The organism is Yoonia sp. D2-7 (genome assembly GCF_055809435.1).
Window position 1 is genome coordinate 3,135,325 of the sequence record NZ_CM147912.1, and the last position, 13,102, is coordinate 3,148,426.

13 protein-coding genes are annotated in these 13,102 nt (G+C 55.7%); all 13 read right to left on the bottom strand.

Translation table 11 applies throughout. The features are described from left to right. Window positions 1–73 precede the first annotated feature (73 nt). The 13 genes from folD to AC0L7R_RS15535 all read right to left on the bottom strand — a co-directional run bounded on the left by folD (window position 74) and on the right by AC0L7R_RS15535 (window position 13,101). Window positions 74–982, bottom strand: coding sequence for a bifunctional methylenetetrahydrofolate dehydrogenase/methenyltetrahydrofolate cyclohydrolase FolD (gene folD, locus AC0L7R_RS15475; RefSeq protein WP_348394362.1), 909 nt, complete (start codon window positions 980–982; stop codon window positions 74–76). 117 nt (window positions 983–1,099) lie between these two features. Continuing rightward, complete coding sequence (locus tag AC0L7R_RS15480; protein ID WP_473657763.1) at window positions 1,100–2,776, bottom strand: formate--tetrahydrofolate ligase; 1,677 nt, start codon at window positions 2,774–2,776, stop codon at window positions 1,100–1,102. Between the two features lie 139 nt (window positions 2,777–2,915). Continuing rightward, window positions 2,916–3,518: an MOSC domain-containing protein gene (locus AC0L7R_RS15485; protein WP_473657764.1), complete on the bottom strand. Its 603-nt coding sequence runs from the start codon at window positions 3,516–3,518 to the stop codon at window positions 2,916–2,918. A 98-nt stretch (window positions 3,519–3,616) separates the two neighbouring features. Beyond that, window positions 3,617–5,536 carry an ATP-dependent zinc metalloprotease FtsH gene (gene ftsH / locus AC0L7R_RS15490; RefSeq protein ID WP_281501976.1) on the bottom strand — a complete coding sequence of 640 codons (1,920 nt, stop codon included), beginning with the start codon at window positions 5,534–5,536 and terminating at the stop codon, window positions 3,617–3,619. Between the two features lie 86 nt (window positions 5,537–5,622). Further along, entirely contained in the window at window positions 5,623–6,849 is a 1,227-nt protein-coding gene (gene tilS / locus AC0L7R_RS15495) for a tRNA lysidine(34) synthetase TilS (RefSeq protein WP_473657765.1), read from the bottom strand. A gap of 4 nt (window positions 6,850–6,853) precedes the next feature. Further along, entirely contained in the window at window positions 6,854–7,672 is an 819-nt protein-coding gene (locus AC0L7R_RS15500) for a tol-pal system YbgF family protein (RefSeq protein WP_473657766.1), read from the bottom strand. A gap of 10 nt (window positions 7,673–7,682) precedes the next feature. Next, entirely contained in the window at window positions 7,683–8,222 is a 540-nt protein-coding gene (gene pal, locus AC0L7R_RS15505; RefSeq protein ID WP_473657767.1) for a peptidoglycan-associated lipoprotein Pal, read from the bottom strand. Window positions 8,223–8,298: 76 nt separating this feature from the next. Continuing rightward, window positions 8,299–9,624 carry a Tol-Pal system beta propeller repeat protein TolB gene (tolB, locus tag AC0L7R_RS15510; RefSeq protein WP_473657768.1) on the bottom strand — a complete coding sequence of 442 codons (1,326 nt, stop codon included), beginning with the start codon at window positions 9,622–9,624 and terminating at the stop codon, window positions 8,299–8,301. A gap of 100 nt (window positions 9,625–9,724) precedes the next feature. Further along, complete coding sequence (locus tag AC0L7R_RS15515) at window positions 9,725–10,846, bottom strand: energy transducer TonB (RefSeq protein ID WP_473657769.1); 1,122 nt, start codon at window positions 10,844–10,846, stop codon at window positions 9,725–9,727. Between the two features lie 6 nt (window positions 10,847–10,852). Then, the gene (locus AC0L7R_RS15520; RefSeq protein ID WP_247127462.1) at window positions 10,853–11,320 is read right to left on the bottom strand and encodes an ExbD/TolR family protein; all 468 of its coding nucleotides are present in this window, start codon (window positions 11,318–11,320) and stop codon (window positions 10,853–10,855) included. Between the two features lies 1 nt (window position 11,321). After that, window positions 11,322–11,972: a protein TolQ gene (gene tolQ / locus AC0L7R_RS15525; protein ID WP_473660439.1), complete on the bottom strand. Its 651-nt coding sequence runs from the start codon at window positions 11,970–11,972 to the stop codon at window positions 11,322–11,324. Window positions 11,973–12,094: 122 nt separating this feature from the next. After that, complete coding sequence (gene ybgC, locus AC0L7R_RS15530; RefSeq protein ID WP_473657770.1) at window positions 12,095–12,481, bottom strand: tol-pal system-associated acyl-CoA thioesterase; 387 nt, start codon at window positions 12,479–12,481, stop codon at window positions 12,095–12,097. Beyond that, complete coding sequence (locus AC0L7R_RS15535) at window positions 12,478–13,101, bottom strand: hypothetical protein (RefSeq protein ID WP_473657771.1); 624 nt, start codon at window positions 13,099–13,101, stop codon at window positions 12,478–12,480. Before AC0L7R_RS15535 ends, ybgC begins: the two co-directional genes overlap by 4 nt. Window position 13,102 lies beyond the last annotated feature (1 nt).

Sequence of the window (13,102 nt, forward strand, 5' to 3'; positions counted from 1 at the left end):
CACTAGGTTAAGTTCTCGTTTGACGATCTCCAAGTCTAAATAATGTTAGTCGCCAAATTATCGTTACGTAACTTTACGCAGTCAAACCTTCAGGCTCTGCTAAACCATTGGCACGACAGCATGCCGTCACGGTATTGGCCAGCAAACATGCGATCGTCATTGGTCCAACACCGCCCGGAACCGGCGTAATTGCACCTGCCACCGCAGCGCAGCTTTCGTAGTCAGCATCGCCAACCAAACGCGTCTTTGGTGTGCCATCGTCCTTAAGACCTGCATCAATACGGTTAATTCCAACGTCAATAACGGTTGCACCTTCCTTGATCCAATCACCCGGCACCATTTCAGGACGTCCGACCGCTGCGACAACAATGTCCGCCTGCTTTACAGTGCCGGCCAAATCTTTCGTGCGGCTGTGGGCGATGGTCACAGTGCAGCTATCATTCAGCAACAATTGCGCCATTGGTTTCCCGACAATATTTGACCGCCCGATGACAACAGCATTCAAACCGGACAAAGAACCGTGATGTTCGCGCAACATCATCAAGCAACCCAATGGCGTGCAAGGCACCATTGATTTCTGACCAGTACCAAGCAGACCAACATTTGAAATGTGAAAACCATCGACATCTTTTGCAGGATCAATTGAATTAATCACCAAATCACTGTCGAGGTGATCAGGCAAAGGCAATTGTACCAGAATACCGTGGACCGCTGGATCAGCATTCAAATCAGCAATCACTTTGAGCAGCGCTTCTTCCGTCGTATCGACATCCAATTTATGCTCGTAAGAATTCATCCCGACCTCAACGGTCATTTTGCCCTTTGAACGGACGTAGACTTGGCTAGCGGGATCTTCGCCAACCAGTACCACAGCCAGACCCGGCGTGATCCCGTTCACTTCTTTCAGGCGGGCAACATGCTCGCCTACTTGGCCGCGGACTTTGGCCGCAAAGGCTTTTCCGTCGATTACAGTCGCAGTCATGTCATACCTCAGTCTTAGGAAATGTAAGGCGCTTTTGGGGGATGTTTACCACGGTCGCAAGCACCTTTGGGATGGTGGGTGGGGCGTCGGCGCAGCCGCGCGTCGCCCCACCATTTTTTAAAACAGGCCTTCGATTTGGCCGTCAGCGTTCAAGTGAATCGCCTCCGCAGATGGAACACGTGGCAAGCCAGGCATCGTCATAATCTCACCGCAGATCACAACCACAAATCCCGCACCCGCACTCAAACGTACTTCGCGAACAGGAACAGAATGCCCGGTGGGCGCGCCGCGCACGGTCGGGTCTGTGGTGAATGAATACTGTGTTTTCGCCATGCAAATCGGCAGGTTACCGTATCCTTGATCTTCCCAGTCCTTCAACTGCGTCCTCAATTTTTGATCCATCAACACTTCATCGGCATGATAGATACGCTTTGCAATCGTATCGATTTTATCAAAAAGGCTCATGTCATCTGGGTAGATCGGCGCGAAATTCGAAATACCGGCCTCGGCGACCTCAGCAACCTTTTTCGCAAGGTCTTCAGACCCCTTTGATCCAAACTCCCAGTGCTGTGACAGCACCGCTTCGGACCCTTGTGTCGCGACATAGTCTTTGACGGCTTGGACTTCCGCATCCGTATCCGTGACAAAGTGGTTAATCGCGACAACAACCGGCACGCCGAACGATTTCAGGTTTCCGATATGGCGGCCAAGGTTGGCACACCCCGACTTCACTGCCTCAACATTCTCAGCGCCCAAATCTGCCTTTGCGACGCCGCCATTCATCTTCATGGCCCGGACCGTTGCAACAAGAACCACGCAATCCGGCGAAAGTCCCGCTTTGCGGCATTTGATGTTCAGGAATTTTTCTGCGCCCAAATCCGCGCCAAAGCCTGCTTCAGTCACAACGTAATCAGCAATTTTCAACGCCGTAGTCGTCGCCGTAACCGAATTGCAGCCATGTGCGATATTCGCAAACGGGCCACCGTGGACAAAAGCAGGATTATTCTCGAGCGTTTGCACAAGGTTTGGCTGCATTGCGTTTTTCAACAGGACAGTCATCGCCCCGTCAGCCTTGATATCACGACAGAAAACCGGAGATCGATCCCGACGATAGGCCACAATCATATCGCCCAAACGGTTTTGCAAATCTTCAAGGTTTTTGGCCAAGCACAAGATCGCCATCACTTCTGATGCAACCGTGATGTCAAACCCGCCTTCACGTGGGAAACCGTTTGCAACACCGCCAAGGTTTACGTTGATCTGACGCAGGGCCCGATCGTTCATGTCCAATACGCGACGCCAAGCAACGCGGCGAATGTCGATTTCTAGCGAATTGCCCCAGTAAACGTGGTTATCGAGCATCGCGGCCAACAGGTTATGTGCCGACGTAATCGCGTGGAAATCACCTGTAAAATGCAGGTTCATGTCTTCCATAGGGACGACCTGCGCCATCCCACCGCCAGCAGCCCCACCTTTCATACCAAAGTTTGGCCCAAGCGACGCCTCGCGGATACAGACAGCGGCCTTTTTGCCGATCCGGTTTAACCCATCTCCCAACCCGACAGTCGTCGTCGTCTTACCTTCGCCCGCAGGGGTCGGATTGATCGCGGTCACGAGGACAAGTTTACCGTTTGGCCGATCTTGGACGGAATCGATGAACGATTGACTAACTTTCGCTTTGTCGTGGCCGTAGGGCAGCAGATCGTCGCTGCTAATGCCTAACTTCGCGCCGATTTCTTGAATCGGTTGTTTGACTGCTTCGCGTGCAATCTCGATATCCGTCTTATAAGCCATGGTGCCTCCCTGATGCGCGGGCGACTGCCCGTGTTCTAAATCGCTTCTATCGATCGGCAAAGAAGATCAGCACCGCGATTGCGACATAACGCCTGCCGGAATCGTCGGTTTCATGGAGGATCGTTTCGGATTGGAAACCTTAGCCTTCAAAAAGGTCCGGTTGGGCCATCCACGCGCGTTGATCCGGGACATGTAAGGTCAACGTGTCGCCCAACCACAATGTGCCCTCGCGTTCGACCCAAGCCGTCACCCCGCGCATACCAGCAGCGGCCGCTTTGAACGCTTTCCCATGGCCCGGTTTCGCCGCCTCAATTGTCTTGGCGGGAAAGATGCAGGGCCTGTTTTGCATGTCGACGGTCAGGGTCACCCCGTCTTGCGACTGCAATCGTGATGATGGCGGCACATGCGAAAAATCCGGTATGCCGTCCACCACGATTGATGCGCCCAACCAAGCGGGATCAATCGCATCCAAACCCAACGCCGCTGCGATCTTTGCTAGTTCTGACGCGCACACGATGCTGATTTGACGGGTATTCCGGATTTCGGTGTCACGCGGGTATTGCGACAAAACACGACTGCACGATGGACGGGTTAACCCTGCATGAACTTCGTTCTCCGCACCGGCAAAGGTCAACGGCATGTCTTGCCGCGCGTTGGTTTGGATCTCCGGCGTTGCACGATTGGGCACCGACCCGAGCCACGTAATTTCACCTGAAAAAGATGTTGGGGTCAGTGCTGGCATTTGCTGTCTCCATTTTCGGACATGAAGACCAAGCCACTCAGAAAACACAACCCTTAGAAATGAAAACCCCGCCACTGGGGCGGGGTCAATTCGTTTGCTTAGACTGATGGTTCAGGTTCCATACCACCGTCGTTCGACTTTGGCTTTTTCGGCTTCGTCTTTGGAATTGCCGTCACTGAATTACCGTCACTTGGCGGCGTATCATCCGCATCATCACCGCGATTCAGCGCCTCACCAGCGATCACGCGTGTGATTTCATTGCCAGTAAGTGTTTCATATTCCAGCAGACCTTGCGCCAGCCGTTCCAGATCATCCGCTTTTTCAGTCAGGATCCGTTTTGCAGTTTCGTAGCCTTCATCGATAAAGCGGCGCACCTCTTCATCGATTGTCTTTTGGGTTTCGGCAGAATGGCTTGTCGCGCCTGCATAATTCCCAAGATGGCTTTGCTGTTCATTTGCGTAATCGATATGACCGATTTTTTCAGAGAACCCGAATTGGGTCACCATCGCACGGGCGATCTTTGACACCTGCTGGATGTCAGACGTCGCGCCGGACGTGACATTTTCCGGTCCAAAGATCAGTTCTTCTGCAACTTTACCGCCCATCGCCATCGCAATTTTGGAGGTGTATTTGGTGTAACTGACAGACAGCTGATCGCGCTCAGGCAATGACAACACCAAGCCCAACGCACGACCGCGTGGAATGATCGTGGCTTTGTGGATCGGGTCGTGCTGCGGAACGTTCAACCCGACAATCGCGTGTCCGGCTTCGTGGTATGCCGTCAATTTCTTTTCGTCTTCCGTCATGACCATCGACCGACGCTCTGCGCCCATCATGACCTTATCTTTGGCGGATTCGAAGTCGATCATTGTGACAAAGCGGCGACCGACACGCGCCGCCATCAAAGCGGATTCGTTGACCAGGTTCGCAAGATCAGCACCAGAGAAACCAGGCGTCCCCCGCGCAATGATGCGCAGATCAACGTCAGGACCAAGCGGAACCTTGCGAGCATGCACGCCCAAAATCTTTTCGCGACCTTTGATATCAGGGTTGGGTACCTGTACCTGACGGTCAAAACGGCCCGGACGCAGCAACGCCGGATCAAGAACATCAGGACGGTTGGTCGCCGCGACAATGATGATGCCTTCGTTTGCTTCGAACCCATCCATCTCCACCAGCAACTGGTTCAATGTCTGTTCACGTTCATCGTTTCCGCCGCCGTAACCAGCGCCACGGGACCGGCCAACCGCATCAATTTCGTCAATAAACACGATGCAAGGAGCGTTCTTTTTGCCCTGTTCGAACATGTCACGGACACGAGACGCACCCACACCAACGAACATTTCGACAAAGTCGGAACCAGAAATGGTGAAGAAAGGTACCCCAGCTTCGCCCGCAATTGCGCGCGCCAGCAGCGTTTTACCAGTCCCCGGAGGGCCCACCAGCAGCGCCCCCTTTGGAATTTTGCCGCCCAAACGAGAGAATTTCTGTGGATTGCGCAGGAATTCTACGATTTCTTCCAGCTCTTCTTTCGCTTCATCAATACCGGCAACATCGTCAAACGTGACGCGACCATGCTTCTCTGTCAGCAGCTTTGCCTTGGATTTCCCGAAACCCATCGCCCCGCCTTTGCCGCCACCTTGCATGCGATTCATGAAATAAATCCACACACCGATCAGCAAAGCAAAAGGCAACAAACCAATCAGGAAAGACTGAAGGCCTGACTGTTCCTGCGCCCGCGCGGCAACAGGAATATCGTTGGCGATCAGGAGGTCAGTAACCTCTGCGTCGCGCGGCATTATGGCCACATATTCCTGACCGTTCGTGCCACGGTAGCGGATTTGTTCACCATCAAGCGTGACCTGCGCCACAGAACCGCCTTCGACGGATGTGACAAATTCTGAATAGCTCTTCGTATTCGACATGCTTGAACTTTGCCCACCGGAAAACAGGCTAAACAAAGCCATCACCAGCAGAAAAAGAACGACCCAGAATACAAGATTGCGTGCGTTGCCCAAGGCGACACTCCTTACAAATCGGAAAATCGGCACCGACAGAGTCGGGCCTAAGCGTTAAAGGTAAAATAGACGTTCACGCCGAGACTTCAATGACCTGACCCCGAACTTGGCAAATCAGCGACAATCTGTAACGACCACGCATTCGAAAAACCCGCCAACGGGGCCGAAACAAGCGTGTCGCCGCGCCAAATCGCAGGGCTAGACCGCAACGATGCCCTTGGAAGGCGGGTTTGACGCCAGTTTGGGCAATCATCGACGGCATCACCCAACGCTGCGATGTGGATGTCGTCTGCATGTGGCCCGTCCAGCCGCCACCGACCGTCCCAGATTTCGTCCGTTTTAGCGACACGATGCTGCACTGCACGATATTCGCGCGCAAATCGGACCATGCCCCAGCCATATGATAGCTTGCAGCCCGCAACGGTCGCATCCTCACCGCGCTGCAGTCGCCGCAAAGCTTCGATTTGTTCAGTGCGGCGCGGCGCGGCTTCGCCACCGTTGAGTGTGCGCATGATAGCGAGCACCAATCGCCGCGCACCTTCTCGCCCAATCTTGGCGAGCACATCCTGCCGCAACAGGTAGTCCCCTTGATCCTCGATGACATGTTCCGTCAAAAGATCACGTGTCGAAAGATCCAGCATTTCCGTCGTTTGCGCCATGTTTTCAGCAACTTGTGAAAACGCGGTTAGCGGAATACCGGCTTCTTCCAATGGCCTAAGAAGTTGCCGGACCCTAATCCGTTGAAAACGGGGATCTTCGTTAGACGGATCATCAATCCAATTCTGGCCAGCGGTTCTTAATCCTTCTCGCAGTGAATCCCGCGACGTCCCCAAGAATGGCCGCAGGAACACAACGCCATGTTTGACGGTTCGCAATGGCATGCCTGACAGACCTTCGGGGCCTGCGCCGCGACCAAGCGCCATGAGAATCGTCTCGGACTGATCATCCAACGTATGTCCTAACAAAACGTGTTGAATGTCCTGTGACTGCGCCCAATCGGCCAACAGCCTATAGCGGGCATCGCGAGCGGCGGCTTGAAGGTTGCCAACTGCGCCCGCCCCCTGCCACGACAACGTCGTGTGATGGATACTTCGCGCGGCACACAACGTCGCGACGAATTCGCATTCGCTTGTCGCTTCTTTTCTTAGACCATGGTTAACCGACGCGGCATATATCCGCGTGGTGCTGTCTGAAAAAGCGGCATGCACCGCCAACAAAAGTGCAACGGAATCGCCCCCGCCCGAAACAGCGACGCCGATTTTCGGCAATTTCGAAAGAAGCTTTACGGTTTCTTCAGGAAGTTCAGGCAGCATGCCGTCACGAGCAACCCAAATTGCGCATTGCCGATTGTGATTCAAGGACGCTTGGATCGCCGGGGAAGCGCACACCAACCTCAGCGAGTGTTATGCAACCATCTTGAACCTGCCCCACAGCACCCAAAGCAACACCAAGCTTTAGCAACGCTTCAGGCGCGTATTGCCCCTGTGGATTACCAGAAAATGCCTGCAAATATGCACGTGCAGCGGCGGTCGTGTCACCAAGACCGTCAAGCGCTTTACCACGCAGCAATTCGGCTTGCTGACTTACTGGGCTGCCCGGGTAGGTCGCGCTGAAGGTCGCAAGGAGGTCAGCGGCGCTGCGAAAGTCACCTTGAGCGAGCGCCTCCTGCGCCCGCTCAAAATCAGCCTGTTCGCCAACTGCCAAAGCAGGGCCACCTGTCGCAGGGGCCGGTGTCGCCGCCGGAACATTCGCCCCGTTATCAACGCCACCCAAGGATGGCGTGTCGCCTAACTGCCCGATATCGCAACCTTCTTCGAGTTCACACAGACGAAATTCAAGATCACCGATGCGATTGGTCCCATCGACCGTAATACGGTTAACGCGAAATTCGAGTTCTTCGGTTTTGGACGTCAGACGCTGCAATTCCGCTTCGATTGCGTTCAGGCGATCAAGCGGAGTATTCCCTGCGATACCAGTCGTCAGGGCACCTGTCGTCGACAGTTCCCCTTTCAAGCCGTTGATATCGCTATAAAGCACAGAAAGTTGCTGGCGAATGTCCGCCAATGTCCCATCCTGTGCGAAAGCCGTCAAAGGCGCGATAGCAATAACAGTCGCGATAGTCAGAAAACGCCGCATTTTCTTTTCCTTAACTCGTGCCGCCAGCTGCGATCACAGTCACAGCACGGCGGTTCTGAGAATAACAGGCCTCGGATGCGCAAACCTCAATCGGGCGCTCTTTCCCGTAGGAAATCACCCGCAGGCGCGTCGATGGAACGCCTTGCGACACAAGGTATTCACGCACCGCGTTTGCACGACGGTTGCCAAGCGCAAGGTTATATTCCCGCGTGCCCTGCTCATCGGCGTGGCCTTCAATAATCGCCTGATAATCCGCGTTTGTTTTCAACCAGTTCGCTTGACCGTTCAATGTCTGCTGTCCAGCCGCAGTCAAGGTAGAGCTATCCACGACGAACAACACGCGATCGCCAATTGTCTGTGTAAAGTACAGCGGGCTCTGCGGATCATTCGCGCCGGTTGGCGCAACGGGTGCGACCAATGGCCCGCCCGCGTTTACACCCGCACCAGCGCCCGCATCCGCACCACCGTTGCCGCCAAAGCGATCAGGGTTCGTACATGCCGCAGTAGCCAAAATCAGCGTCGCCAGCGCAGCCTTCTTCAAAAATACCATATGCCCGTTCCTATTATTCTTGGTTTGTTGGCGCGATCTTAACATGTGTTTCGCATCATGTGAATCACGCTTTGTTTTATGGCTGTAATGGACCCCAGGTCGGGTCAGATGCGCCGCCTTGGACTGGTACGGCTTGTAAATTGCGTCCTGAAACATCGACAGAATACAGGGACGACGTGCCCCCGGCGCCTAATGTTTCGCGGAAGAACATGATAACGCGCCCGTTCGGTGACCATGTGGGGCCTTCGTCCAAAGGTGATGCGGTCAAAAGGCGTTCTTCGCTGCCGTCAGTACGCATCACGCCAATGTGGAACCGGCCTGCGTTTTGTTTTGTAAATGCGATCAGATCACCGCGTGGGGACCAAACGGGTGTGCCATAGCGGCCTTCACCAAAGGAAATACGCTGTGCGTCACCGCCGTTTGCGGACATGATATACAGCTGCGGCGCACCGGAACGGTCACTTTCAAACACGATCTGGCTGCCGTCGGGGCTGAACGACGGTGCCGTTTCAATCGACGGGGCAGAGGTCAAACGCGTGTGCGCGCCGCTGGCCAAATCCGTCCGGTAGAGATCCGTGTTGCCGCCATTCGCGAGACTGTAGATCACTTGTGTCCCGTCACGCGAAAAACGCGGCGAAAACGCCATTTCGCCTTCAGCGGTCGGAAGCTGCCGTTTTCCAACATTCGCTACGTCCAAAACGTTAATGCGCGGGAAGCCGGATTCGTAGGATGTATACAGGACCCGATCGCCTGTCGGACTGAAACGTGGCGCCAAAACAATCGCGCTGCTGTCCGTTAAGAATTGAACGTTCGCACCGTCATAATCCATGATCGCGAGCCGTTTGGCACGGTTATCTTTTGGCCCTGCTTCGGCCACATAAACCACGCGACTGTCGAAATATCCGCCTTCACCGGTGATACGCGAATAGGCTGCATCGGCCACTTTGTGGGCCATGCGCCGCCAGCCGGGCACGGTGCCTGCGAACTGCAATCCGCCGCCCAATTCAGCACCAGAGAACACATCATAAAGCCGGAATTTCACCGTCAGGTTCTGTCCGCTGACCGTCACAGCCCCTTTAATCAAGGCCTGCGCGTTGATGGCGCGCCAATCAGGATAAGACACAGGCTGCGAAAACGAAGCTTCCTGCGCGATAAAGGCAGACGACGGAATTTCGCGGAACAGACCCGTCCCGGTCAAGTCAGTCGCAACAAGGCGCGTGATATCTGCGGCGACTTGTGCGGCCTCCGGGTTTTCGGCCTCGAACGCGGGGACTGCGAACGGCAACGGCTCGATCACACCATCGGTAATGGTTAATCGCAACGGGCCATCTTGCGCCACAACGGGGGCCGCTAGCCCGCCGGACAAGGCCGCCGCTAGCAAGATGGTCAATAGTCGTTTCATGCTCTCGCCTCATTTTCGATAGGTGCGCCTGCACCTTCGTCTTAACTATTACACGCGTCACGGGGAAAAGGTTCCTGCCCCCCTGCGCAATTTCTTGCCGTTACCTTAATCGCATCCCTGAAGGGTCAAAGGTAATTTCAACATCTTTCCATTGGCCGTATTTGTCCGCTGGCAACTGGTATCCATTTGGATTTTGGCACCGCAGGATGGCACGCCGCGCCGCCTGAAATGCCGTGCTTTGTGCTGAACCATCACCACCGGACGCGGAAATCTGACGCACGTCGCCCTGAACCTTGCCCGCTTGATCAAGGCTGAATCCGACTACAAGCGTCACTCGTGCCGCCACTGATCCCGGGTCCACGTTCCAGCAACGGTTCACCGCGACACGGAAACCTTCACGTTCTGATCCGGTCATGGGCGGCCCCTGCGGGATATTCGGCGCGTCGCTGCTGCTGGCCGCATCCGCGAGCGCCGCTGCAACCGCATCATCCACTTCGGTCGCCACGTTGTCGCTTGATGCTGTCGATGTCTCTGCTGGTGTCACAGGCGCGGGCGTCGGACGGTTCGGGCGCACGTTGGGTCGCACGGATGTCTCGACCGCACCTGATGGCACGGCGTCCTCCAACACGATTTCTGTCGCGGCTTCCTCCGGTGCCGTTTCTTCGACCGCTTCTTCGACGACCTCTTCGGGTGTTTCTTGTTCGGGCGCTGCGCTTTCGGTTGCGACCTCTGCTACAGCCACGTCTTCCGGCGGCGGCGCAACCTGCGTTGGTGCGATGCGGTCCGCCTGACGCTGTTGCGGGCGTGGCGATGACGTCAAATCCGGCGCACCGGGTGGTGGCGTGTCTGGCACAGGCGGCAGTTCCGGGATCGCGTCGCTGACTACGGCGGGTTCAGCGGCAGGAACAGGTGCAGGCGGTGGTCTATCTTCAGCCGGTGTTTCCACGGCTTCAGGCTGGGCAGGCAGAGGGGCCGGATCATCGACCGCTTCGGGAGTCGGGGCTGCATCGTCGACCTCTGGCACCGGTGGCGCGGACGGGTCTGCGGTGCCCGGTTGCGGCGTCGTGGCCGCTACGATCTGCGCATATTCCTCGCCAGAAACGACCGACACCTCTGATACCTCGAAAGGCAAAGGTTCGGCGTTGAAGCCCCAACCGACTATCAGCCAGATCAGAAGTCCCGCGTGCCCTACGCCTGAAATGATGGTGCCCGGTGTCGCCATTTTGGCTTACTCGCTCGCGCCTGTTTGGGCCATGTCAGTCACCAAGCCGATGTTGGAAAAGCCACCCGCGTTCAAATCGCCCATGATTTCCGCGACCGCATTCCACGAATTCGCGCCATCGGCCCGCAGGAAGATGCGGTCAGATGTGCGTTCTGCGGCAATCGCAGACAATTTCGCGATCAATTCAGCGCGCGGCGTTTCCGTCGTCTGGATCAACGTGCGCCCATCCGCAGTGATTGTAACGGTCAGCGGTTCTTCGTCGTCGGACGGCAAAGCGTTCGCACTGGTTTCCGGCAATTCCACAGGAATACCTACCGTCATCAACGGGGCGGCCACCATAAAGATGATCAAAAGAACCAGCATCACATCCACAAAAGGCGTGATGTTGATCTCGGCCATCGGCTGGCCACGCGATGACCGGCGACGCCGTCTGCGGCCCCCGCCATCATCTGATTTCATGACACCAGCACCCATATCAGGAATCCAACTGACGGCTTAGGATCGTCGCGAATTCGTCAGCGAAGGCTTCGTAGCCAGCAGTGATCCGGTCGGCATCGGCACTGAGCTTGTTATAATAAATCACGGCAGGGATCGCGGCGAGCAGGCCAAGGCCAGTGGCCAAAAGCGCCTCTGCGATACCGGGTGCTACAACGGCAAGGTTCGTCGTTTGGGCTTCTGCGATTTCGATGAACGCGTTCATGATCCCCCAAACGGTCCCGAACAGGCCAACAAACGGGGCGGTCGATCCGGTCGTTGCAAGAACCGGCAGGCCCTTTGTCAGCTTTGCGGATTCTTTCGCAATCGCCACATCCATCGACCGGTCAATCCGCGCCTGAGCGCCCGCGATCAGGTTGCCGTCCTGCTTGTGCGATCTGCGCCATTCCAACATGCCAGCGGCAAAAATCTTTTCGCTTTGGCCGCGCGGGTTCGCACCGATCTGATCAAAAAGGGTATCCAGCGGTTCACCCGACCAGAACGCGCGGTCAAAAACCTCTGCTTCGCGCCGCGCTTTACGGTATTGAATGATCTTGTCCACGATCACAGCCCAGCACCACAAAGATGCGGCAATCAGCATGATCATAACCAATTTGACGGTAATCGTCGCGCGCGCAAACAGCGCCCACATTGTGAAGTCGTGTTCCATATACCTGCTCTGCCCTTAGGCCCGTTGTCGGGCTCTGTTGCAGATAGTGTTAGCGCATCGCGAAAACAAAATCCACGACGCAATTGATCACGAATTGTTGGCGTTTATGCCAATTGTGCGCGAAGTTCCGCCGGAAGCCGTACGGGACGTCCTTCATTTGTCATGCAAACGGCCGTGACATCCGCCTTGAACAGACATTGGTCGCCGCGCCAGACCGTCTGATCGAACACCCACCGCAGCGGGGATGTCGCCTTATGCGTGGTTTTGACTTCCAATCGGTCGCCAAGTTTCGCAGGCGCCAGATAGTCGGCCACCACGCGGGTCACGACGAAAACGTATCCGTCGGCCTTTAAGACATTTTGATCTACGCCCAACTCTTCGACGATTTCGGATCGGGCGCGTTCGATGAATTTGAGGTAGTTGGCATAGTAGACAACCCCACCCATATCCGTGTCTTCGTAGTAGACTTTGACAGGCAAAACATGGGTCATTGCACCATTCCAATTCTGGCGGACAGGCGCAAAGCATGGGACGGATCATGCGCAACGGCAGGCATAACCGGATCGTAGACCGCGCGGATGACGTTTGCGATTTCAGGACGCAGAACAGTTTGGTCATTCAGAACGGCCAAAGGCGATGTTTCCCGGAACGCCTGATCGGACCATAAAACAATGGTTTGAACCGCCTGCGAAAGTGCCAACGTATCGGCCGACACCTGTTCAAGATGCGCATCCATCCGCAGGAAAACAAAGGCCGCGCGAATGGCGCCGGCTTCGTCAAAGCGGAAAATCCGGTATTGGTTGGCGTCCGCCGCCTTCAGCCGCTCCACCAGCGGCACCAAATCCGGCACCAGCTTTTCCAGATGCGGCACCTCTGGCATCTCGTCCCAATCGCGACAGAAGAACACCATCAGGTTTGCACCCAATTCCATGTCCGTTTCATCCATCTTGTGGTTGGCAAGCGTCACGACAGCTTCGATCGCGCCTTTGAAAACGGCAAGCGTCGCGTCATCAACGCCAAACACCACTGGCACAATCGGACGGCCCCACCGCGCGCACAGATAGGTGTCATCAGCACGCGTAAACAACGCAGCAACTTGATCAGGTTCCATT

Excerpts from the sequence above, each read along its gene's own strand:
- folD (WP_348394362.1), bottom strand. The coding sequence starts at position 982 with ATGACTGCGACTGTAATCGACGGAAAAGCCTTTGCGGCCAAAGTCCGC.
- AC0L7R_RS15480 (WP_473657763.1), bottom strand. The coding sequence starts at position 2,776 with ATGGCTTATAAGACGGATATCGAGATTGCACGCGAAGCAGTCAAACAA.
- AC0L7R_RS15485 (WP_473657764.1), bottom strand. The coding sequence starts at position 3,518 with ATGCCAGCACTGACCCCAACATCTTTTTCAGGTGAAATTACGTGGCTC.
- tilS (WP_473657765.1), bottom strand. The coding sequence starts at position 6,849 with ATGCTGCCTGAACTTCCTGAAGAAACCGTAAAGCTTCTTTCGAAATTG.
- AC0L7R_RS15500 (WP_473657766.1), bottom strand. The coding sequence starts at position 7,672 with ATGCGGCGTTTTCTGACTATCGCGACTGTTATTGCTATCGCGCCTTTG.
- pal (WP_473657767.1), bottom strand. The coding sequence starts at position 8,222 with ATGGTATTTTTGAAGAAGGCTGCGCTGGCGACGCTGATTTTGGCTACT.
- tolB (WP_473657768.1), bottom strand. The coding sequence starts at position 9,624 with ATGAAACGACTATTGACCATCTTGCTAGCGGCGGCCTTGTCCGGCGGG.
- AC0L7R_RS15515 (WP_473657769.1), bottom strand. The coding sequence starts at position 10,846 with ATGGCGACACCGGGCACCATCATTTCAGGCGTAGGGCACGCGGGACTT.
- AC0L7R_RS15520 (WP_247127462.1), bottom strand. The coding sequence starts at position 11,320 with ATGGGTGCTGGTGTCATGAAATCAGATGATGGCGGGGGCCGCAGACGG.
- tolQ (WP_473660439.1), bottom strand. The coding sequence starts at position 11,972 with ATGTGGGCGCTGTTTGCGCGCGCGACGATTACCGTCAAATTGGTTATG.
- ybgC (WP_473657770.1), bottom strand. The coding sequence starts at position 12,481 with ATGACCCATGTTTTGCCTGTCAAAGTCTACTACGAAGACACGGATATG.
- AC0L7R_RS15535 (WP_473657771.1), bottom strand. The coding sequence starts at position 13,101 with ATGGAACCTGATCAAGTTGCTGCGTTGTTTACGCGTGCTGATGACACC.